This is a genomic window from Acinetobacter lactucae, from assembly GCF_013122135.1.
Taxonomy (GTDB): domain Bacteria; phylum Pseudomonadota; class Gammaproteobacteria; order Pseudomonadales; family Moraxellaceae; genus Acinetobacter; species Acinetobacter lactucae.
This window is the reverse complement of sequence record NZ_CP053391.1, coordinates 1,742,853-1,764,568: the sequence shown is the minus strand read 5'-3', so window position 1 is coordinate 1,764,568 and position 21,716 is coordinate 1,742,853. Positions and strand designations below refer to the sequence as shown.

The 21,716-nt window shown below is 39.6% G+C and carries 21 protein-coding genes; 3 read left to right on the top strand and 18 right to left on the bottom strand.

Annotation, left to right across the window (positions count from 1 at the left end):
- Positions 1 to 67 precede the first annotated feature (67 nt).
- Positions 68 to 1,324 (top strand): OprD family outer membrane porin, encoded by a 1,257-nt coding sequence (locus HLV59_RS08200; RefSeq protein ID WP_171429717.1) that lies wholly within the window; start codon positions 68 to 70, stop codon positions 1,322 to 1,324.
- Between the two features lie 37 nt (positions 1,325 to 1,361).
- Here HLV59_RS08200 and HLV59_RS08195 read toward each other — a convergent pair whose 3' ends face one another.
- The 4 genes from HLV59_RS08195 to HLV59_RS08180 are packed head-to-tail and all read right to left on the bottom strand — an operon-like array spanning position 1,362 to position 5,195.
- Positions 1,362 to 2,105, bottom strand: coding sequence for an SDR family oxidoreductase (locus HLV59_RS08195; protein WP_171429716.1), 744 nt, complete (start codon positions 2,103 to 2,105; stop codon positions 1,362 to 1,364).
- A gap of 14 nt (positions 2,106 to 2,119) precedes the next feature.
- The gene (locus HLV59_RS08190; protein WP_171429715.1) at positions 2,120 to 2,818 is read right to left on the bottom strand and encodes a histidine phosphatase family protein; all 699 of its coding nucleotides are present in this window, start codon (positions 2,816 to 2,818) and stop codon (positions 2,120 to 2,122) included.
- A complete protein-coding gene (locus HLV59_RS08185; RefSeq protein ID WP_171429714.1) occupies positions 2,815 to 3,936 on the bottom strand; it encodes a phosphotransferase family protein in 1,122 nt (373 codons plus the stop codon). Before HLV59_RS08185 ends, HLV59_RS08190 begins: the two co-directional genes overlap by 4 nt.
- A 17-nt stretch (positions 3,937 to 3,953) precedes the next feature.
- On the bottom strand, positions 3,954 to 5,195 hold the full coding sequence (locus HLV59_RS08180) for an acyl-CoA dehydrogenase family protein (protein WP_171429713.1): 1,242 nt from the start codon (positions 5,193 to 5,195) through the stop codon (positions 3,954 to 3,956).
- Between the two features lie 88 nt (positions 5,196 to 5,283).
- On the opposite strand from HLV59_RS08180, the gene HLV59_RS08175 reads away from it, so the two are divergent.
- Positions 5,284 to 6,204, top strand: coding sequence for a LysR family transcriptional regulator (locus HLV59_RS08175; RefSeq protein WP_171429712.1), 921 nt, complete (start codon positions 5,284 to 5,286; stop codon positions 6,202 to 6,204).
- A gap of 42 nt (positions 6,205 to 6,246) precedes the next feature.
- A complete protein-coding gene (gene pcaU / locus HLV59_RS08170; protein ID WP_163118556.1) occupies positions 6,247 to 7,059 on the top strand; it encodes an IclR family transcriptional regulator PcaU in 813 nt (270 codons plus the stop codon).
- Between the two features lie 94 nt (positions 7,060 to 7,153).
- Here the strand turns inward: pcaU and HLV59_RS08165 are convergent, their stop codons facing one another.
- The 14 genes from HLV59_RS08165 to pcaB form a co-directional block, all read right to left on the bottom strand.
- Entirely contained in the window at positions 7,154 to 8,020 is an 867-nt protein-coding gene (locus HLV59_RS08165) for an MBL fold metallo-hydrolase (protein ID WP_171429711.1), read from the bottom strand.
- 4 nt (positions 8,021 to 8,024) lie between these two features.
- Complete coding sequence (locus HLV59_RS08160) at positions 8,025 to 8,438, bottom strand: DUF6691 family protein (protein WP_125739623.1); 414 nt, start codon at positions 8,436 to 8,438, stop codon at positions 8,025 to 8,027.
- Positions 8,439 to 8,442: 4 nt separating this feature from the next.
- Positions 8,443 to 8,856 carry a YeeE/YedE family protein gene (locus HLV59_RS08155; protein WP_016145477.1) on the bottom strand — a complete coding sequence of 138 codons (414 nt, stop codon included), beginning with the start codon at positions 8,854 to 8,856 and terminating at the stop codon, positions 8,443 to 8,445.
- A 135-nt stretch (positions 8,857 to 8,991) separates the two neighbouring features.
- Positions 8,992 to 9,450 (bottom strand): DUF6438 domain-containing protein, encoded by a 459-nt coding sequence (locus HLV59_RS08150; protein ID WP_080648833.1) that lies wholly within the window; start codon positions 9,448 to 9,450, stop codon positions 8,992 to 8,994.
- Between the two features lie 652 nt (positions 9,451 to 10,102).
- Positions 10,103 to 12,532: a glucose/quinate/shikimate family membrane-bound PQQ-dependent dehydrogenase gene (locus tag HLV59_RS08145; protein ID WP_171429710.1), complete on the bottom strand. Its 2,430-nt coding sequence runs from the start codon at positions 12,530 to 12,532 to the stop codon at positions 10,103 to 10,105.
- A gap of 82 nt (positions 12,533 to 12,614) precedes the next feature.
- Complete coding sequence (locus tag HLV59_RS08140; protein WP_171429709.1) at positions 12,615 to 13,934, bottom strand: carbohydrate porin; 1,320 nt, start codon at positions 13,932 to 13,934, stop codon at positions 12,615 to 12,617.
- Between the two features lie 61 nt (positions 13,935 to 13,995).
- A complete protein-coding gene (locus tag HLV59_RS08135) occupies positions 13,996 to 15,450 on the bottom strand; it encodes a right-handed parallel beta-helix repeat-containing protein (protein ID WP_171429708.1) in 1,455 nt (484 codons plus the stop codon).
- A gap of 19 nt (positions 15,451 to 15,469) precedes the next feature.
- Positions 15,470 to 16,297, bottom strand: coding sequence for a type I 3-dehydroquinate dehydratase (aroD, locus tag HLV59_RS08130; RefSeq protein ID WP_171430598.1), 828 nt, complete (start codon positions 16,295 to 16,297; stop codon positions 15,470 to 15,472).
- Between the two features lie 69 nt (positions 16,298 to 16,366).
- Positions 16,367 to 16,996 (bottom strand): protocatechuate 3,4-dioxygenase subunit alpha, encoded by a 630-nt coding sequence (gene pcaG / locus HLV59_RS08125; RefSeq protein ID WP_031948497.1) that lies wholly within the window; start codon positions 16,994 to 16,996, stop codon positions 16,367 to 16,369.
- A gap of 14 nt (positions 16,997 to 17,010) precedes the next feature.
- Positions 17,011 to 17,736: a protocatechuate 3,4-dioxygenase subunit beta gene (gene pcaH, locus HLV59_RS08120; RefSeq protein ID WP_000077912.1), complete on the bottom strand. Its 726-nt coding sequence runs from the start codon at positions 17,734 to 17,736 to the stop codon at positions 17,011 to 17,013.
- Positions 17,737 to 17,746: 10 nt separating this feature from the next.
- Positions 17,747 to 18,160, bottom strand: a complete 414-nt coding sequence (pcaC, locus tag HLV59_RS08115) for a 4-carboxymuconolactone decarboxylase (RefSeq protein WP_005306044.1) — start codon at positions 18,158 to 18,160, stop codon at positions 17,747 to 17,749.
- 15 nt (positions 18,161 to 18,175) lie between these two features.
- The gene (locus HLV59_RS08110) at positions 18,176 to 19,531 is read right to left on the bottom strand and encodes an MFS transporter (protein WP_016145484.1); all 1,356 of its coding nucleotides are present in this window, start codon (positions 19,529 to 19,531) and stop codon (positions 18,176 to 18,178) included.
- Positions 19,532 to 19,573: 42 nt separating this feature from the next.
- Positions 19,574 to 20,359 carry a 3-oxoadipate enol-lactonase gene (gene pcaD / locus HLV59_RS08105; RefSeq protein ID WP_171429707.1) on the bottom strand — a complete coding sequence of 262 codons (786 nt, stop codon included), beginning with the start codon at positions 20,357 to 20,359 and terminating at the stop codon, positions 19,574 to 19,576.
- Positions 20,356 to 21,714 (bottom strand): 3-carboxy-cis,cis-muconate cycloisomerase, encoded by a 1,359-nt coding sequence (gene pcaB / locus HLV59_RS08100; protein WP_171429706.1) that lies wholly within the window; start codon positions 21,712 to 21,714, stop codon positions 20,356 to 20,358. Before pcaB ends, pcaD begins: the two co-directional genes overlap by 4 nt.
- Positions 21,715 to 21,716 lie beyond the last annotated feature (2 nt).

Here is a 21,716-nt window from a genome sequence, read left to right as displayed (position 1 = left end):
ATAGAGAGTACCAAAATATTCAAAATTAAGTATTGCCGAGGACTGGCATACATCTGGGAAATGGATTATGGAATTATTTCACCGTTTTAAACCACATACTTTAGCTGTTGCCACTTTATTACTGATGTGCAGCAGCTCATGGGCCGCAAATCCGAATCAGCAAGCTGAAGATGAATGGAAATTCACTTTAAAAAATGCCTATATCAACCGTGATTTTGATAACGATGCCTTAAAAGATACTGGCAGTTGGTCTCAGGCAGCATCGTTATTTTATAAATCGAAAATGCATGACACCCCACTAGTTATTGCAGACAAGCCTATCACGATTGGGGCCGATGCTTCTGTTCAATACGCCGTGCGCCTGAGTTCAGACAAACATGTCGCAGATACAGTTTTGCCTTTTAATAAAGAAACGCAATCTCAGGCATCAGACTATCTTAAATACGGTGCCACCTTAAAACTTGGCTATGACAAAACCCTTTTAAGTGTCGGTGAACTCTGGCTCGATTTACCTGTAACGGCGGTAGATGCTAGTCGTCAGCTACTCACTTCTTATTGGGGAACCAACCTAAAGTCACAACTTTCAGATCAACTCTATGCTGAAATTGGCCGAGTTGAAAAAGTGTCTCCACGTAATGAAGAAGACTTTAAAAAGTTTTCCTTTACTGCAAATGGAATTACTAAAGAATCTGATGGATTGAATTATATTGACCTGCGATATCAATTCACACCGTCTTTGAAGGGTGAATACTACTTTGGTAATTTAGAAGATCTGTATAACAAGCATTATGTTGGGCTTGAACATACTTGGAAACAGCCAACTTTCGCTCTTACTTCTAAGTTTAAGTACTTTAATGCCAAAGATGACGGTAATACCTTTGATATTGATGCAGAGAACATTGGATTACTTGAAACCGTCAAAGTAAAAAACCATACCTTTGGTTTGGGTTACCAACAAATTATTGGTGAGTCAGCTTATCCACTACCAGATGGTTTTTTACCAGAAACTTATTTCATTAATTGGAACGCAACAGGTTTCTTTAAAGAAGACGAAAAGTCTTACCATGTCATGTACGGCTATGACTTTAAAGATTATGTACCAGGCTTAAATGCGATGGTGAAATATGTTTACGGTCATGATTTTAAAGCAGCCAATGGTGAGAAAAACCACGAAACTGAGTCAAATGTGATTTTAAACTATGCGTTTCAGCAACCTTTCCTAAAAGGCGTGGCCCTGCAATACATTCGGATTGATTACAACGTTAAACACGGCAATGACTTTGGTGAAGACCGTTTATTCGTCAATTACACCAAAAAATTCTAAATAAAAAATACCCCCCTAAAATTTAGGGGGTATTTTTTTATCCTAATTTATTAACCAATCTTAAAGGCAAAACCTTCATAGCAATACTCATTGGTAACCATGGCCACTGTGGTACATACGCTTTTACAGGTTGTTTTTCGATAGCTTTAACCAAAGCCTTACATCCTGTTTTGGCATCAACTTCAAAAGGTAAATGTTTAGCGCCTTCATTCATTTCAGTACGAATGTAGCCCGGGAAAATGGTTGAGACTTTAATTGGGGTATCCAATAATTCAGCACGAATACCTTCAGCCAAGTGAGCAACCGCAGCTTTACTTGCTGCATAAGTCGATAAATGTTTTGGTAATCCGCGCATCGCACTCATGGATGACATCACCACTAAATGACCTGCATTTTGCTCTCTAAAAATTTCGGTTGCTGCCTCACATTGTGCTAAAGCAGAAATAAAGTTGGTTTCGGCAGTGGCTTTGTTAATTTCAAAATTGCCTTTACCAATACGGCGGCCATTTCCGACTCCAGCATTAACAATAATTCGGTCTAAATAGCCAAACTCTTGTTTAAAGGCACGAAATACTTCAAAAACTTGATCGTAATTGGTAACGTCCAGACTTTTTGCAATGACTTTAATATCGTACTGATTTTCAAGTTCGAGTTTTAAAGTTTCCAATCTGTCTAAACGGCGTGCACAAATCGCCAAGTTATAACCTTTGGCTGCAAATTCATGGGCCATACCCGCGCCAAGGCCTGAACTTGCGCCTGTAATTAAAATTGTCTTTGCCATGTTTTATCCTTATTTTAAATCCATGTCAGTAAATCTGGACGTTCAGCTTTTATAAAGTGATGTTCATTTAAACTTAATACCTGAGCTTCATTTCCAACCAAACGCAAAGTGGTGAGGCTTGTATTAGCAATTGCCCAATTCAACGCAAAAGTTCGATTGGGACTCAGTTCAAGCAGTTTGCCAATTGCTACGGAAATCACACCGCCAGAGGTAAAAACAACTGCATAGCGAGGCTTGGTTTTTGCTAAATCATCACAAAGTTGCTGTAATGCCTTTTCGACTCTATTTTTAAAATGCGGCCAAGACTCATCATACTCATGATGAAAATCACCATCAGTCCATCGTCCAATGGCACCTTCGAATATTTTGGCAAGATATGCACGAGGGTTCTGTTCTTGTGCGACATCAGCTTTTAAAAGTTCAGGCTGTTCAAAACGTGGTTCATAGCGGGCAAAAACTTGTTGATGGTTAAACTCATTCCATAAATTGTTATGATGAATCACTGCATCTGGAAAGCATTCATTGAGTGCGAGCTTTGCTGTTTGCTCATGACGCTGCATAGTCCCTGCAACCACATAAGGCTGTTCTTTCAATATTTGCTTAAAATAACGACCTAACAGAGTCGCTTGAGCTTCACCATTTTCAGACAGCTCATCATAGTTACTTTTACCAAATGATGCCTGTCCATGTCTTACCAGATAAATTGTGGTCATTTTCTTAAAATACCCTGTATTTTCTGTAGAGATTGCTGAGCAAATTCCGATTCTTGCAATTTTTGCTGCCCAATAAGTTTTAAAGCTCTGATATGCAGCGCATGAATGACAATCCAGAAATCTTTAAAAGCAGGATTTCGGGTTTGCTTGTGGTAATAACGGTAATAGATTTGCTGGGCAATCACTGCTAAGCGGAATACACCAAACACTTCATAAAAAGCCCAGTTTTGAGGTTCCAACCCTGTTTTTTGCAAATAATAATCAACCACTTCTTTTCGAGAGAACATTCCCTTTAAGTGAGTCGGCTGACGGCGTGTTGATCTAAAAATCATGTTATCCGTAGGCTCAACCCAGTAGGCCAAAGCACTACCCAAATCCATTAGTGGATCACCCAAGGTCGCCATTTCCCAATCAAGCACACCAATCACTTCTGTTGGATGCTCTGGATCTAAAATCACATTATCAAAACGCCAATCATTGTGAATAATACAAGTCGTCGAGTCTTGAGGGATATTATCGTTTAGCCATTTTCGAACATATTTAAATGAAGGGACATTAATTGTGCGAACCTTTTCATAACGCTTATCCCAACCCTCAACTTGTCTACGGCAATATCCTGTACCTTTCCCAAGTTCAGCTAAAGGCGTGTTCTCATAAGGAACTTGATGTAGCTCAATCAACTTATCAATAACATTTACACAAAGTTGATGCACATCATCTTCATGAAAACCAAGTTCAGGCGGTAATTTTGCACGAGGAATAATGCCTTCAATACGTTCCATGACATAGAAATCACAGCCAATGACTGATTCATCCTGACAAAGTGCCACCATTTTTGGAAGCACTGGATAATAAGGCGCAAGATTTTTCTGCACCATATATTCACGGGCCATATCATGAGCTGACTTCGCTTTTGTTCCTTTTGGGGGACGTCGTAAAATTAAATCGGTATTTTCATACTTTAAACGATAAGTCCAATTCGACGCCCCACCTGTATATTGAGTAACAACTGCTAGACCAACCAACTCAACACCCTGGCTTTTTAACCAGTTTTCAACTGCCCCAATATCAAGCTCTTCACCTTCACGTACTTCACCACCTATATCAATTACCGACATATTCACTTCCTTTAAACTTATACTTTCTTATGACGACCATAACCACGTTTGGCCAACTCTAATTTGGCAATCATGCCTTTATGTACTTCATCTGGACCATCAGCTAAACGTAAACTGCGTGCTTGGGCAAAGAAACCAGTTAATGGTGTATCTCTTGAAACACCCGCACCACCATGTAGCTGAATCGCCATATCGACTACTTTTTCTAAAACACTCGGAGCGACCACTTTAATTGCAGATATTTCTGTTAAAGCAGCCATATTTCCTAAAGTATCCATTTTATAAGCAGCATACAAGGTTAAAAGTCTGGCTTGATCTATGGCGACTCGAGCATCGGCTACACGTTCGAGGTTTCCTCCGAGTCTTAAAATTTCTTTGCCAAACGCCGTTCTAGACATGCCTCTATCAATCATGAGTTCTAGTGCTTTTTCAGCAGCCCCAATACAGCGCATGCAATGGTGAATACGTCCTGGTCCTAAACGGCCTTGGGCAATTTCAAAACCTTGTCCCGCTCCGCCAATAAAGTTTTCGATAGGCACTCGAACATTATTAAAATGAACTTCACCATGTCCATGCGGTGCATCGTAGTCACCAAACACAGGTAACATCCGCTGAATTTCGACACCCGCCGTATCAATCGGTACTAAAACCATAGAGTGTTGATGATGACGGTCTTTACTTTCATCTGGGGTGTGCGCCATAAAAATAATGACTTTGGCATTTGGATCACCTAAACCAGACGACCACCACTTTTTGCCATTTAAAACAATTTCATTACCGTCGATTAAGGCAGTCGCTTGCATATTGGTCGCATCACTTGAGGCCACTTCTGGTTCAGTCATACAAAAAACCGAGCGAATTTTGCCATCTAATAAAGGCTGTAACCATTGTTGTTTTTGCTGTTCACTACCATAGCGCCATAACAATTCCATATTTCCCGTATCCGGTGCATTACAGTTAAAAACGGTTGGTGCCAATAAGCTACGGCCAGTTAATTCAGCTATATGCGCATATTCTTGAACAGTTAATCCAGCACCCAGCTTTTCATCGGGTAAAAACATATTCCAAAGGCCAGCTTGCTTCGCTTTAGATTTCAGCGTTTCTAAGAGCTCTGGCCACTGCCATTTTTTCCAATTTCCATCCGGATTTAACTCATGAACTTCTTCCCAAAATTTTGCTTCGACAGGTTCTATTTCTTCTAAAATAAATTTTCTTGTTCGCTCGACAAAATCTTGAGCTTTTTTTGAGAGTTCAAACATTCTTTTTCCCTTACATCGCTATCTTGTCTTTACATGAACATAACTTGAAACTTAATATGAATGAAATGATTTTATTAAATAACGCCTCATGAATAATATTCATAACCTTCACGGCCTAGACTTAAATTTTTTTCACCGAATTGATATCAATTTATATCCGCTTTTTGTTGCGATTTATGAGCAAAAAAGTATTTCGAATGCGGCAAGTAGTCTTAATATTACGCAGTCGGCAGCCAGTCATGCTTTACAACGATTGCGTCAGCAACTTGAAGATGATGTGTTTATACGAGTAGGCAATAAAATGTCTGCCACTCCTTTTGCCGAACAGATTTACCCAACTGTGAAGCAAGCGCTTTTAACCATTCAAAATATTAGCCAGCAGAAACATGTCTTTGATCCAACCAGTTTAAAAAATTTAAAAATCGCCGTGCATGATGAAATTGAGCCGATTATTCTTCCAAGACTCGCTCAACACTTTCAAAATCTTAATTTAGATTTGCAGTTTGTCAGTATGAAGCTAGATCGAAAACACATCATGGCTGACTTGGCAACGCAGCAACTCGATTTCGTAATTGACCTAGAACAATACTTATCTCCAAAAATTACTTTTGATCATTTGGTAACAGATGAGTTCGTTATTTGCAGTCAACTTAAAGAAGTCAATTTATCAAGCTATATTAATGGACGACACATTGGCGTTTCATCACGCCGTACAGGCGCCTTGCTTGAAGATATTTATTTAAACCAACATCAAAAAATTTCAAGAAATGTATTTATGCGCTGTCAAAACTACTCAACGGCGTTACAAGTTTTAGGTGCTCAAGCCAACGCAATATTGACCATGCCACGTATGATTTTGCAGCATTTGTCTTATAGTTCTGAAATTTGCTTACATTCCCTACCTTTTGAGATAACCAATATTAAAATGGGTATGTTTTGGCACGAAGATTTAAGGGATAATTTAAGACATCAATTTTTGCGACATGAAATTATTAAACTTTTTCAGTAAAGCAAATTGATCAACCAAGTTTCTATCGTACAAGGACCAGTAATGAGTAAAGATGAACGGATAATCCAGAATCAGGACAACAAAAAAACGATTCGTCATGAAGATTACATTGCTGGCATCGGTAAAGGCATGGCGATTTTAGATAGCTTTAGCAGTAATCAACACCGTTTAAATATTTCTATGGCAGCTGAAAAAACTGGACTCACCCGAGCGGCAGCTAGACGTCATTTATTAACTTTAGAATATTTAGGTTATCTTGAATCTGATGGTCATTATTACTATTTAACTCCTAAAGTTCTTAAATTTTCAGGTGCTTATTTAGGTGCAGCTCAGCTTCCAAAAGTATCTCAACCCTTATTAAATCTGTTAACCAACCAAACTTCTCTCATTTATTCAGTGATGGTACTTGATGGTTATGAAGCCATTACCATTGCCCGTAGTGCTGCCCACCAACAAACCGACAGAGTAAACCCATACGGTTTGCACTTAGGTAACCGCCTACCTGCTCATGCGACCTCGGCGGGTAAAATTTTGTTAGCGCATTTAAGCCAAGAGGAACAATTAGATTGGCTTCAAAAATATCCACTCCAGCGTTTAACCAAATATACCCATGTCGAAAATGATAAATTTTTAGAGTTACTAAAGGAGATTCGAGAACAAGATTGGTGCTATTCACGTGAAGAACACGAATTAGGAGTTCATGCGCTCGCCGTACCAATTTATGGACAAGACTTTAAAGTTGTTGCAGCCTTGAATATTGTCTCTCCGACCATGAGAACAACTGAAGAGTATTTAATTCAACACATTTTGCCTTTATTGCAAGAAACTTCGCGGGATTTGAGACAAGTTCTTTAAATCTTACTTAGGCTATTTTCATAAGATAATTTTATCGTTTGCTTAGGCTATTTAGGATAGTGAAAACAATCCAAAATAAATGCTTAGGCTATTTCTAGAAATAGTTGAAAGGAATTTTCAAATAACGGATGCCATTCGATTCTGGTTCCGGAAAATTTCCACCGTTCATATTAATTTGAATTGAAGGCAGAATTAATTTTGGGATTGCCAAAGTTGCATCTCGTTCTTGACGCATTTTTATGAATGAGTCTTTGGAAACACGTCGATTTAAATGAATGTTGCTTTGCTTTTGAGTCTTAATATCTGTTTGACATACATATTCATCACGACCTTCGGGTTTATAGTCGTGGCATAAGAACATACGCATTTCGTCAGGAAGTTGGTAAAGCTTTTGTACCGAATCATAAAGTGCAGCAGCACTTCCTTTAGGAAAATCGCATCTGGCCGAACCATAATCGGGCATAAATAAAGTATCACCTACAAAAACAGCATCAGCAATCACATAGCTTAAGCAAGCAGGTGTATGCCCTGGTGTAGGAATGTTATAAGCTTCTATATCCCCTATTTTGAAATGTTCATAATCTTCGAACAAATAATCAAAGGGCTGATTTTCATTGAATTTCTTAAAATCAAAATTATAGATAGCCGAAAATGTTTCTTGTACTACCGAGATTTTTTGACTAATCGCAATTGTACCGCCCAATTTAGATTTTAAATATTGAGCCGCGGTCATATGGTCGGCGTGTACATGGGTTTCTAAAATCCATTGCACTTTAAAGTTTTGAGCCAAGACATAATCGATAATACGATCGGCATTGGTTGTTTTTGTAGTTGCCGAAGCTGCGTCATAGTCAAGCACACTATCAATAATTGCGCATTGACGAGTCGCTAAATCCGCAACAACATAGCTAAAAGTATTGGTGTTTTCATCAAAAAAATCTTTTACTAGAGGTTGTTGCATAGGTTTAATTTCCTTTATTTAAGACTCGGTAAATAAACATTCCTAATAACATAGCGACAATAAAATAAAGCGCTTCAAAATGCCCTAACCCTATAAGGGTTAAAGCGGGCGCTGGACATATCCCTGCTATTCCCCAGCCTATACCGAAAATAAAAGCTCCAACAATTAACCTTTGGTCAATCTGTGTATTTGTTGGTAATTGAATTTGTTCATTAAAGAGTGTTTTAGGACTTTTTATAGCCTTTTGAAATGGAATAAATGCCACAGCAATCGCGCCTAACATCACAAACATTAAGCTAATATCCCACTGCCCAAAGATATCTAAAAACCCTAATACTTTTTCAGGATTAGACATACCAGAAATCATTAAGCCTAATGAAAACAAAGCACCAAATATAAAAGCAAAAATATTTTTCATAAGATTACCCCAACACATGACGAATGATATAAACCGTTAACATGCCAACAAACATGAAAACTGCTGTCGCCACTATTGAGCGTTTTGATAACCTGCTCATACCACAAATACCATGACCGCTTGTACATCCAGAGCCTAACCGTGTTCCAAAGCCAACAAGTACACCTGCTAAAATAAGTGCAAATGTGTTCGCTTTAATTTCAATTTCAGGCTGATAAAAATAACCATATATGAACGGTGTAATCATGAGTCCGGCAATGAACCAGAAGGCAGAACTCTTAAAGGTGTCTTTAGTAGGATTTATGATTTGAGCAAGCAATCCACTAATTCCGGCTATACGACCATTTATATATAAATATCCAACTGTTGCGATGCCGAGTAATAAACCACCCAAGAATGCATAGACAATATTTGACATATAACCACTCTTAACAATATATGTTTTTATAATCTGTATTATACGCTGATTCTTTTAGAAATACTTAAAGTAAAACGTCTAACCTTATAATTCTTCTTAACAAGAAAAAGCCCCAAGGTTTTGGGGCTTTTATCATTAAATTAGATCTTTAATGCCTAATTGTTCAGGCAGTTTTTCCATGACTTTATTCAATCTAGTATTTGCCGGAGAAATACAACCTGTGTAATGGCTCAATTTTGTTTCCGTACCATTTGGTTGAATCCATGAAATGTAATAGCTAGACATGTCTGTTGCCGTTTGCAGACAACCCGCAGTTTTAGATTGTGTACCTGTTTCAGGACGATAAGCTTTTAGATCATCTGCAAGTTTTTTATAGTCTTTTACGCTACCTTGAATTTCTTTAACACCAATAGCTTTAGTGTATTGTTTACCTTCAAAGCGAATTAAACCCGTTGGTGTTACTTCTACAGAATAAATTGGACATGCACCAAAGCATGGGCTAGAAGCATAACGAATTGTCTCTTGTGTATTCGGTGCTTGCTGAACAGAAGCACAACCCATCAAAGCTAAACCAGATAAAGTTGCAAGAACCAAAAATCTCATCGTATCACCTATTATTATCAAGTGGCTTTAATTTATCAAATCATACACTTCTTGTCATTAAAGACTATTTTTTGTGATTCTCTACAATATTTATTTCACATACCCGCTTAGGCTATTTAAATATTAATTAAAAATTGTTCCCGTCTTTTCATAAAAAAAGGCCCATCTTTCGATGAGCCTTAAGCTAATAAGAGCTTAAATTCCTGAAATACAAATTATTACTAGATAGTAATAACCTGCGTCGACCATTCTAACGCAACCCAATAAATTATATAAATATAATATAAATATATATTTACGCTCGTTTTTCCTACAAAAAAAACCTAATTTTTAAGAGTAAAAACTTAATAATGTTTATTTCTAATTAAAATTCACAACCTTAGGTTAAACAAAACTTAATAAAAGTTAAGCTTTTATTTATAGGTAAAACATTATAAGAAAATGGTCAATCGTTAGGCTATATCTAGCGTTCAGGATGAAGCGTCTGGTAGGATATTTTAAGTTTGGCAACAACATCAAGCACTTTTTTACTACTTGGTAAAGCTATCTTGTTAAAAATACAGAATTTACTTTTATTCTTTTATAGAAAAAATATATTAAAGATAAAAGGCAAAAGAGAAAATTTCTCTTTTGCCTCATTTAATTATTGTTCTAGACTATAAGCGATCACATAATCGCCATGATCAGGTGATTGACGTGCTCCGCCTGCGGTAACAACCACATACTGTTTACCTGTTTTAGGTGAAACATAGCTTATTGGTGTTCCCTGACTACCTACTGGCATACGTGATTTCCACAGTTCTTTACCTGTAGATGAATCAAATGCACGTAAGTAGTAGTCTTGTGTTGCAGCAAAGAAAACCAAACCACCTTGAGTTGCCATCGGTCCGCCAATGGTTGGCATACCAATCGGTGCTTTTAAGCCCATCTTAATACCCATAGGACCAGTATCCTCTACTGTACCTAATGGTACTTGCCATGCAACTTGACGAGTTTTCAAATCAATCGCGGTCATGGTACCAAATGGAGGTTTCTGACAAGGAATGCTTAATGCTGACATAAAGCGGTTTTTATTCACTTTATACGGCGTACCTTTCATTGGTACAGCGCCCATACCTGTGTTTACTTTTTCCCCACCATTCGCTTGAATCTTAATGTCTTCAGGAGTTTGCTCCATTAATTGAATCCATAAGCCAAGGCGCATATCGTTCACGAACATATAACGATGAGTTGGATCAAAAGCAATGCTACCCCAGTTCATGCCACCCAAAGAACCTGGGAAACTTAATGAAACGTCAGTACCCGGTGCAGTAAATAGACCTTCGTAACGCATTGACTTAAAGTTAATACGGCACATCAGTTGGTCAAACGGCGTAGCACCCCACATATCCGATTCTGTTAAAGTCTGATTACCAATTTGAGGCATTTCAACAGAACGTGGTTGAGTTAAGCTGTATTGTTCACCTGGAATATTTGCCGCTTTCACTGGCTGTTCAACCACTTTAGTCAGTGGTTTACCCGTGACACGATCAAGAACAAAGAATTGGCCTGATTTGGTTCCAATAACAACAGCTGGTTTAGTCGTACCGTCTTTTAATGGGAAGTCGACTAAACTTGGTTGCATTGGTAAGTCAAAGTCCCATAAATCGTTATGAACAGTTTGATATACCCACTTTTCTTTACCCGTTGTCGCATCAAGTGCCAAAACAGAAGTATTGTATTTATGATCTAGCGGATTACGGTTACCGCCCCAAATGTCGACAGATGAGCTACCCATAGGTAAGAACACAGTATTCATTTGTGGATCATACGACATTGCTGCCCAAGAGTTTGCCGAACTGCGTTTATAGGTTTCACCCGGTTTAAGAACATAGTTAGGGTTTGGATTACGCGGGTCAAATGCCCAGCGAAGTTTACCTGTAATCACGTCATAACCACGGATAACACCACCTGGCATATCTGCTGCTACGTTATCGGCAATACGGCTACCCACTACAATGGTTGTTCCAGCAATCGTCGGTGCAGAAGTCACTTCAAAACGTGGTGCTTTTGTTCCAGCACCAAGACCTTCTAACAAATCAACAGTTCCATTTACACCAAAATCAACACAGCGCTGACCATTATCTGCATTCACTGCAATTAAACGACCATCAGGTGTATTGGTATATACACGGCGTGGACATGCAGTGTTTGTTGCAACCGCGGTTACTGCATTTGCACCCGCTAAAGTTGGCTGTACAAGTGGTTTTGTTGAATCAAAATATGCAACACCACGGCAACGTTCCCAAGCATCTGCTTTAGAGTTCACCTCAGCTTTCCAGAGTTGTTTACCCGAGTCAGCATCTATGGCAAACATATTGTTATGTGGTGTACATAAGAAGACTTTATTTCCAACTTGTAGCGGAGTCATTTGGTCTTCAGCACCATTACCACTACCTGTTGTAAAATCACCCGTTCTAAAGCGCCATGCTTCTTTTAATTTATGAACGTTATCTCGGTTAATTTGATCGAGAGCAACAAAACGGCTTCCTCCCGCATCATTTCCATAATTTTCCCAATTCACCTGTTTTTTAGAAGGGTCAACTGGTACTAAAGGGAGCTTTTCACCTGAACTTGCTACTGTTGGATGTGGTTGGAACATTTGATAGAGCGCAATCAACATACCCACAACAACTAATCCACCTACAGCATAGGCTGAAGATGCCAAACTAGTTTGAAATTGGTAACGTCGAATTGAAGGCAAAGTAAATAGCAAGGCAGCAAAAAGACCAGCAGGAAACATTAAACGCGAGAATAATGGCCAAAATTCCCATCCCGCATCAATGAGTGACCAAATTACCGTACCCACAAAAACAGCCGCAAAAATCCATACACCAAGCGCTTTTTTACGGAAAATACTAATTGCAGAAATGGTAATAAATAGCCCTGCGACTAGGAAATACCAAGAACCACTAAGAGATACTAGCTTTCCACCGCCTACAATGTAAAAAACACCTGTAGCCAATAAAACTAGGCCTAAAATAAAACACCATATTTTGAATAAGATATGAAACTTAGAATCTGACTCAGACATAGATCCTACTCCACATATACTGAACCCGAATAGTTCAAGCATTTGGGCCAGTTAAACTATGTCTAACCAGCCATCAATATTGTTAAAAATTGACTTTCACACTAAGTCCAGCCACCCATGCATCATCCACTTCTTTAACACCCGCAGGTTGATGGATATATTGAATGTTTGGACGTAACATGACGGCCGGAGACCATTGATAGGTATAGTTCAACTCGACATTTAGCTCGTCGTCTTGAATTGGAATATAGTCAGATGCAATCGGATCATAACTGTAATATCCACGACTTTCATTTGTTGCGATTTGCTTATCTTTCGCACGATCATTAACCACATAATTGGCTATACCAAAACCAATCGAGTCATTTGGACGGCTATCAAACGGCCCTTTATACCAAAGAGCAAGTTGTTGCGTGCTTTGAACAAAGGTGGTTGCTTTATCATTTACAACACCGTTAAAACTGATATATAAACCGCGTTTCGGATCTTCGCCTTTATTCGTCAGTTGTTGCTGAGCATTCAGCCAGAAACTTTGCTTTCCATCATGAACTTTACCGGCAGTTTTAATATCATTCGCTTCTGCGGTTGAGTACAACGCACCAACTTTATACTCACCCGGTAAACCATTAAAAGCAGTAAGTTTTGGTTTCCATGCGAGCTCAACTGGTATGGTTGCGCCCTTCACGTTGTTCATATCCAGATTAAAACCATCACTATTTGATTCGGTTTTAATATTGTCTGGATTGACCTCGTACACACCCAATCCCAAAGTCCATTCAGGTGCAAACTGATATTTAACGTTTGTCGCCCAAACACCGACTGGTGAGTTATACCAAATTGAACCGATTGATTTTCCTAGCTGTCCACCGCAAAGCAATAAGTTCTGAAACTCACATTGAGAACTATTGAAGTCCTCTGACATTCCCATACGACCAAATTTGACCTGTACAGTATTATCAACAAAGCCCTTCTTCACCCATGCTTGAGATAAACGCCAGATTTTACCGCGACCATAAATCTCTTGAGCATTGCCCAATTGGCTTGAGCGTGGGTCTTTAATACGCTCAAGAGTTAATGCATTCCCGTCACGTTTAGTCACGACTAAGTTCGCTGTTGTATCTTTCCATCCAGCAATTTTTTCTAAATTGAAGTTTGCACCCAAAGAAAGTTGCGCAGCATTTTCAAAAGTATTGCTGTCGTTGTAACCACCATCTAAATTTGTAGCAGCTTGGCTCATGATAGAAGCCGTAAATTTATAGCCCTGTTGTTCTAGCTGCTGGCGTTTTCCATTCCAGTCGCCAAGCAACCATTGACGGTCTTGTGACCACGGCTCATTCGCAAGCGCAAATTGACTGCCTAATACAGCGATTGTTAATACACTTAGTTTCATTAAATTTGGCATCTTAAGTCCCTTTTATCATTTCTATGCTGCGCCTCGGTTTGAGGCGCTTTCCTTATTGTTATTATTTAGTTTGTACGACCGAACTGAGTTCAGACGTCGCTCCAAAGCGATCAGTGATATTTGCTGTAATTGAGGCAACTTTTACAGTTGGTTTCCAATTCGCTTTTGCATTACCTTGCGCATCTGTAGCAACAGTTATTGCTCCTAAATATTGCTCAGCTTCTTTTGATGCCGCATTTTGATTTCCAAAGAACTCCACTTGATAGCGTTGGTTTGGTAAACCATTAATTTCTACAGCCACTGAGCCTTTAGTAGCGGTTAACTTAGGTGCTTTAATGCCCTGATTAGGTTGAGCATTACAGTTTTGCTGATTTGGTTGAGTACATGTTTTTTGTTGTTTAGATGGATCAACAACCACACCGCCACCACGAGAACCGACAAATCCTTCGTGCTCAAGTGCTGGCACAGCAAATACAATTGCCCCTAAACGCTGATCTGGTACACATGAACCGCCAGCTTCACAGCGTTTAATATCTTTACCATTGTCCCAAATCAGGTTTTTCGTCAATGTAATTTTTGCATTTGCATCTTTTTCTGAACGAATAGCAACACCAATACGATTACCATGCACTCTATTGCTATCAAGAATGTTTCCATCACCCGTCATGTTAAAACCAATCGAGTTATTGGTCAGTTCGTTGTAGGCAATATAGTTACGCTTACCCCAGTTAATCTGTAAGCCATCAGAGTAGTTTTCAAACTTGTTCCCAACTACCGCATTATCATTACCCCACAAGATTTCAATACCTTGTGATGGCTCTGGGTTTGCTTTCGTTGAAACAAAATGGTTATTGGCAATTAAGTTAAATGCAGCACCACGTGTCAGTTCTAAACCATCCCCATTGTCTTGGAAAATATTGTCTAAAACTTTGTTGTTATTGGTCGTCGTTGCAGTTGGGTTACCTTGCCCATCATCACCAGTCAGCATGACACCAGCACCACCGTAGTTATTACTAATGCGGTTGTGTTGAATGAGGTTATTGCTTGAACGGTTAACCAAAACACCGATACAGAAACGATGAATGTCTAAACCTTTTAAAGTGACATTGTTGACGTCACGTAGTACCAATCCCGGTAAAGTCATGGTACGTACATTAGTTCCGTATTGTTCAGGGTTTGCACCAGGACAAGCTTTTGCACCTTCGCCTTTAATGTAATTTGAACCATCAATTGCGATGTATTCACCCGTTTTATCCCACTGGGTACCAATAATTTTGACAGGTGCTTTAATTTCAGGAAGTGCGCTATTTAATTTAATCGCATAAGGTGCTTTGCCTACTGCTTGAATCAAAATGTCGCTAGCTTCGCTTGAGTTTGCATTGGCTTGTTCAATTGCCCAGCGTAAAGAGCCTTTATTGCTATCGTCTTGATAACGGTCAACCACATAAGTTTGCGCTGCAGTCACACCTGAAACCATCAAACCTAATGCAAGAGTAGTTAAAGGTAATGTATTCATTTGATCATATCCTTATGATTTATGGGTTTGTTGGTTGAACGGTTTTTAAAATCTGTTTGAGCTTAGTCACATCAATTTGTCCTGGTGCTGACGCCTCACCAATCATGCCAAAGCTATAACTTCCGCCCATGTTGGCAGTCGCAACACGAGAAATCGTACCAAGTTGTCCCATCGACATCGTTAACAATGGTTTAGTGGTTTGCTGACTTACTTTTAAAGTTGCGTTCATTAAAGTGAAAACGTCTTGTTTAGATTTTGGCATTACAGCAATTTTTAGAATATCTGCGCCCATTTGATCTTGTTTTAACAAGCGTTTTTCAATTTCATCTTGGCTTGGTGTTTTTTGGAAGTCATGATTAGACATCACCACTAACACTTTCTTTTGATGTGCTTTTTGAACAATCTCTGAAACTATTTTTTGATCACGGAACATTTCAACATCTAACCAGTCCATGAACGGATTTTTTAAATAAGCCTGATATGTCTTGCCATAATCAGCATCACTAATTTCAAGCTGACCACCTTCGTTTTTAGTACGAATGGTGGCAATCATTGGCTTATTGCCTAAAATCTTTTTCAATTCATGACCCAAAGCAATCACTTGTTTTGTATCACTCGCAAAACTGAGTAAATCGATACGAAACTCTGCCAAATCAGCATCTGCTGTATTTGCAATGATTTGAGCTTGCGCGAATGCTTGTTCTTTGGTTTTTGCTGTAATTGGAACAATCGTTTTAACGGCTGTAGTCGCTGATTGTGTTTGAGCAGTTAACGCAACGGGTTCAGCATTTGTCTGTGCTGAAAAAAATGGGAGGGCAAGCAAACTTAGGCTTAATAATGTTTTCATGTTCATATCATTTATCCTTAAAAAGGCTACACGCATCCATTGACGATCATGTGTAGCCTTAGGTGTTTCTTAAATATCAAAAAATACAGTTTCGTCATCGCCCTGAATACGAATATCAAAGCGGTAAACAACTTCACCATTTTGTTCAGAACGTTTTGCAATAAGCGTCTGACGACGCGGTGCCCATTCAATGCTATTTAGAATTGCGTCATTGGCATTTGCTTCAGCCTCATCTTCAAAATAAACACGTGTATGAAGACCTAAATTAATACCGCGAGCGAAAATCACTAAAGCAATGTGAGGCGCTTGAGTTGAACCTTTACGACCTGCTGTTGCACCCGGCTTAATTGTATTAAAACTCCAAACACCAGTTTCAAAGTCGGCGCCTGTACGACCCCATCCCTGAAATGCAGGATCAGCTTTTTGCTCACGCGTATCTGCCTGACTTGGATAAATACCGTTCGCATCAGCTTGCCAAATCTCGATCAGTACATCGCGTAGTGGTAAACCCAATCCGTCAAATACTTGCCCCTCAAGACGAATGCGCTCACCTTTAGTCTGGTCTTGTACAAGCTGGTTATTAAAGTTGTTTTCAAAAACTTCGATATTTGCTTGTTGTGGTAACAAACCAATGTGAACGTAAGGACCACCCGTTTGAGATGCAGTTTCTTTTAATTCCTGAAAATTCCAGTTATTCATGTTCGTGCTCCCAATTAAGTCAAATCATTTTCGAAGTAAGTCGCTCGACGTCCACGTAAAGTGATGTCAAAACGGTAACAACGGCTATCAGCTTCGATAAAGTTGTTTTTATCTTCTAGTGCAATCAATGCACGACGTTGATCTTCAGAAGGAATCGTTTTTAGGATCGGACAAGTATCGATGAGCGTATCGCCTTCAAAATAAAACTGCGAAATCAGACGCTGGGCCCAACCATCAGCAATTAAAGAGAAGTGAATATGAGCTGGACGCCACTCATTAATACGGTTACGCCACGGATACGGGCCCGGTTTAATGGTACGGAAAATATAAAAACCATTTTCATCAGTTAAGGTACGACCACAACCACCAAAGTTAGGGTCCATTGCACCAATAAATTTATCGTTTGGATGGCGATATCGACCAGAAGCATTGGCTTGCCATACTTCTAAAAGTGCATTTTTTACAGGACGACCAAATTGATCACGAACATAACCATGAACAATGACACGCTCACCAATTGGCAAACCATCTTTAGCATAGTTCAAAATCAAGTCGTTATCTTTTGGACCAAACAAATTTGAAGAAAAATGCGGTGCAGTAACTTCAGTTAAAGTCTCATTAATAGAGATCAATGCATTTTTTGGCGAACGTAATACACTTGTTTTATAACCTGGCGTATACGCTGGTGGATGATCATCTGTATTACGTTGGGCGTAAGCACCCCAGCTATGTTGTGACATCTTTATCTCCTTAATCCTGTTCTTTCGCTGCAACTGAGTTGACTTCTATTCCCAACTCTTTAAAGACTTCTTCAGCCATATGCATTGCAGCGTTTGCAGCAGGTAAACCTGCATAGAGTGAGCTATGTAAGATCAACTCTTTTAAATCTTCTTTGGTTACGCCATTGTTGAAGCAAGCACGTAAATGCATACGTAGTTCGTCTTCACGGCCAAGCGCCAATAAAATTGCGATAGTGACTAAACTACGTGTATGACGTGGTAAGCCCGGACGAGACCACACCTCACCCCATGCGTAACGACTAATAAAATTTTGGAAATCTTGGTTAAAGTCATTTAAATTTTGCAAAGACCGACCAACATGCTTTTCACCCAAAACTTCAGTCCGCACTTCAATGCCTTGTTTATAGCGTTGTTCATCATTCATTGTGATAGACCTCTATTAAGTTGCATCGGTATGCGCAACAAGTGATTTAACAAATACAGCAACAGCCGCAGCAGTCGCCGGAATTAGTAATAAACTAAGAATGGCAGTAAACGACCAATCATTGCCGAGTAACACAGCCCCAATCCAAGCACCAAATACCGCACCAAAACGTCCAATACCCGTCATCCAAGACACACCCGTTGCACGGCACTGCGTTGGATAGAAACGTGCACTTAAAGCTGGCATTGAAGATTGCGCACCGTTAATCGCGATACCGGCACAAAGCACCAATACTGCAAGTAATGTTGAGTTTCCTAAGCTTTGACCAACAGCAATCGCAAATAGACCTGCAGCAAAGTAAAAAATGGCAATGACTCGGTTCGGGTTAAATTTGTCCATCGCCCAACCAATGAATAATGCACTTACCACACCACCAAACTGGAATAATCCACCGATAAATGCAGCGCGCTCCATTGAAGCACCGGTTTCACGCATCAGTGTTGGTAACCAGCTTGTAAGCAAGTAAACAACCACTAATCCCATGAAGTAGGTCAACCAAAGCAAAACCGTTCCTTTCGCATATGGTTTAGAAAACATAATTCCAAAGACATTTTTCTTTTGAGCTGTCTCAGTTTTCTCTTCTGGTACATGAAATGCAGTCGCATTTTGAACTTGAGTTGGTGCGATATGATTTAAGATTTTGCGTACTTTTTCAGGGTTCTTACCTTTCACAATTAAAAAGCGGTAAGACTCAGGTAAAACCAAAATCACTAAAACCATTAAAATCAAAGGTGACCAACCGCCAAGTAAAAATAGACTGTGCCAACCATAGGTAGGGATGAGCCAGCTACTAATAAAACCGCCTGTAGCCATACCTAAGTTGTAGCCACAGAACATGCATGTCACCAGCAGTGAACGAATGCGTGTTGGACAATACTCAGAAAATAATGTGGTGGCATTCGGCATTGCTGCACCAAGCCCAATACCTGTCAAAAAGCGTAAAACGACAAGGCTATCTAAGTTGGTTGCATAAGCAGATGCCAAGGTAAATCCACCAAAAATCAGCATTGATACTGCTAAAACAATTTTGCGGCCAAAACGGTCAGCTGTTGGACCTGAAACTAAAGCTCCAATAATCATTCCACCAAGTGCAGCACTCATTACTGGTCCTAACTGAGAGCGGTCAACCCCCCAATCCTGAGCCAATGCTGGAGCGATAAAACCCATCGCTGCAGTATCAATTCCATCAGTAAAAATAATTAAGAAACAGATGATTGCGATCATCCATTGATACTTACTGAGTGGAGCATCATTAATCAGTGCTTGAGCATCGATACTTTTATTTGGTGCAGCGTAATCCTGAGACGCCATATTTGCCTCCTTAAGGCCAATTCCTTTTAAACTACTAAGCTATTAGATTTGCTGAATAAACCTAGTCAATTCCTGAGTAAATCTTTGCGGTTGCTCAATATTAGAAAGATGAGATGCTTCCAATTTAGCTAGTTGACTATTCGTAATAGCATTCTGCATAAACTCAGCATCTGCTACTGTTGTCACTGGATCTGCCGTTCCTGCAATTAGCAATACCGGAACTTGGATTTGTGCAATTTCATCTCTTAAATCGGCATGTGCTAATGCACGACATGCATTGGCATAACCTTGTGCTGGTGTGTTTGCCAGACTTTGAATCGTCGTTTGTGCAACCACATTATGTTGATAGTCGAATTTTTCGCTAAACCAACGTGTGTGCGTGGTCTTAACCAATTCAGCTAGTCCATTTTCTTCTACTGATTCTGCGCGACTCAACCACGCTTCAGCCTGTCCAATTTTTGCCGCCGAATTTGCGACAGTAATGCTTAGAAAGCGCTCTGGGTAATGGATAGCTAACCAAAGCCCTGTAATGCCGCCCATTGAAATTCCACAAAAATGAGCTTTTTCAATATCTAAGGCATCTAAAATATCAGCAACATCTTCACCTAAATTTTGTAAAGATGATTCAGCGATCACATCACTCTCGCCATGACCACGTGTGTCGTATGTAATGACATTAAAATGACTTTTAAGCTCATCTACTTGTGGCTGCCACATTCCATGATCTGTTCCTAACGAGTTAGATAACACAAGTGCTGGAGCATCTTTTAATCCATCGGTATATACAGCGAGCTGTTTACCTTGTCGATTGGTTATAAGCTGTTTCACTTTATGTCTCCTCCTTGTGCTTCTTGCAGAACAGCATCAATTTGAGCTTGAATGTTGCCCAAATAGTTTTCTGCTTTAAATATTTCCAAAATTTCTGTTGGGCTAAAATGTTCTTTTACTTCATCTAACTGACTAACAACTTCAGATAAATGCTGCTTTTGAGCCACAGCGGTTTTACAAGCTGCTTCAACTAAATGATGAGCATTTAAACGTCCAATTTTTGGAGCAAGTGCCATCATCACAGCTTCTGCCATAATCAACCCGTTGGTACAGTCAAGGTTCTGCTGCATATGCTCAGCATTAACTTCAAAACCTTGTAAAACTTCACCAGTACGAGTTAATGCTCCAGCACAAAGCTGAAAAATTTCAGGGATTGCCAACCATTCTGCATGCCATGCACCTAAGCTACGCTCATGTTCCTGCACCATGCTTTGATAGATGCTAGACATAAGTGCTGGTACACGATTTGCTGCTGCAAGTACTGAAGCTGCTGCAACTGGATTACGCTTATGAGGCATGGTTGACGAACCACCACGACCTTTTGCTGTTGGTTCAAACAACTCTGCAATTTCAGTTTGCATCATAAGAGACCAATCACGTGCCATCTTGCCTGTATTCCCAACAATCATGCCAAGCACACTTGCAATTTCCACGATACGATCTCGCTCGCCATGCCATGTGCTTGTCGGTACAGTCAGATTCAGTTGCTGAGCAAATGCCCTAACCACAAGTGAACCTTGATCTTGCAAAGAAGCCAGTGAACCCACAGCACCACCTAACTGAGCAGTAAATACACGTGATTTCATGGCTTGGATACGATCTAAATCACGCTTAAATGCAGAAGCCCAACGAGCAAGTTTATGTCCTAAGGTAATTGGTAAAGCTTGCTGTAACCATGTACGCCCAATCATGACTTGATGACGATATTGCTTAGCTTGCTGTAATGCAGTCGCATAGCATTGTTGAAGTTGAGCTTCCACAATGTTTAAGGCATCTCGGCATTGCAAAATACATGCTGTGTCTAAAATATCCTGACTCGTTGCTCCCCAATGCACATAGCGTGAAGCATCTTCATCAACATCTTTAACAATTGCTGTAAGTTGTTTTACAAATGGAATTGCGATATTCCCAGCTAAGCCAGTTGCGACAGCCAAAGCTGAAAAATCAAACTTTTCTATTGCCTGCTCGGCTACTTGGGCAATGGTATTAGCTGCATTTTGAGGAATCACGCCAACTTGTGCCTGTGCTTGAGCTAACGCAACTTCAACCTGAATCATGTATGTGATTAAAGATGAGTCACTAAAGATGTCAGTGACGTCTTTTTGATAAAACAAGCTGGCATATAACTGGCTCATGA

Excerpts from the sequence above, each read along its gene's own strand:
- HLV59_RS08200 (WP_171429717.1), top strand. The coding sequence starts at position 68 with ATGGAATTATTTCACCGTTTTAAACCACATACTTTAGCTGTTGCCACT.
- HLV59_RS08195 (WP_171429716.1), bottom strand. The coding sequence starts at position 2,105 with ATGGCAAAGACAATTTTAATTACAGGCGCAAGTTCAGGCCTTGGCGCG.
- HLV59_RS08190 (WP_171429715.1), bottom strand. The coding sequence starts at position 2,818 with ATGACCACAATTTATCTGGTAAGACATGGACAGGCATCATTTGGTAAA.
- HLV59_RS08185 (WP_171429714.1), bottom strand. The coding sequence starts at position 3,936 with ATGTCGGTAATTGATATAGGTGGTGAAGTACGTGAAGGTGAAGAGCTT.
- HLV59_RS08180 (WP_171429713.1), bottom strand. The coding sequence starts at position 5,195 with ATGTTTGAACTCTCAAAAAAAGCTCAAGATTTTGTCGAGCGAACAAGA.
- HLV59_RS08175 (WP_171429712.1), top strand. The coding sequence starts at position 5,284 with ATGAATAATATTCATAACCTTCACGGCCTAGACTTAAATTTTTTTCAC.
- pcaU (WP_163118556.1), top strand. The coding sequence starts at position 6,247 with ATGAGTAAAGATGAACGGATAATCCAGAATCAGGACAACAAAAAAACG.
- HLV59_RS08165 (WP_171429711.1), bottom strand. The coding sequence starts at position 8,020 with ATGCAACAACCTCTAGTAAAAGATTTTTTTGATGAAAACACCAATACT.
- HLV59_RS08160 (WP_125739623.1), bottom strand. The coding sequence starts at position 8,438 with ATGAAAAATATTTTTGCTTTTATATTTGGTGCTTTGTTTTCATTAGGC.
- HLV59_RS08155 (WP_016145477.1), bottom strand. The coding sequence starts at position 8,856 with ATGTCAAATATTGTCTATGCATTCTTGGGTGGTTTATTACTCGGCATC.
- HLV59_RS08145 (WP_171429710.1), bottom strand. The coding sequence starts at position 12,532 with ATGTCTGAGTCAGATTCTAAGTTTCATATCTTATTCAAAATATGGTGT.
- HLV59_RS08140 (WP_171429709.1), bottom strand. The coding sequence starts at position 13,934 with ATGCCAAATTTAATGAAACTAAGTGTATTAACAATCGCTGTATTAGGC.
- HLV59_RS08135 (WP_171429708.1), bottom strand. The coding sequence starts at position 15,450 with ATGAATACATTACCTTTAACTACTCTTGCATTAGGTTTGATGGTTTCA.
- aroD (WP_171430598.1), bottom strand. The coding sequence starts at position 16,297 with ATGAAAACATTATTAAGCCTAAGTTTGCTTGCCCTCCCATTTTTTTCA.
- pcaG (WP_031948497.1), bottom strand. The coding sequence starts at position 16,996 with ATGAATAACTGGAATTTTCAGGAATTAAAAGAAACTGCATCTCAAACG.
- pcaH (WP_000077912.1), bottom strand. The coding sequence starts at position 17,736 with ATGTCACAACATAGCTGGGGTGCTTACGCCCAACGTAATACAGATGAT.
- pcaC (WP_005306044.1), bottom strand. The coding sequence starts at position 18,160 with ATGAATGATGAACAACGCTATAAACAAGGCATTGAAGTGCGGACTGAA.
- HLV59_RS08110 (WP_016145484.1), bottom strand. The coding sequence starts at position 19,531 with ATGGCGTCTCAGGATTACGCTGCACCAAATAAAAGTATCGATGCTCAA.
- pcaB (WP_171429706.1), bottom strand. The coding sequence starts at position 21,714 with ATGAGCCAGTTATATGCCAGCTTGTTTTATCAAAAAGACGTCACTGAC.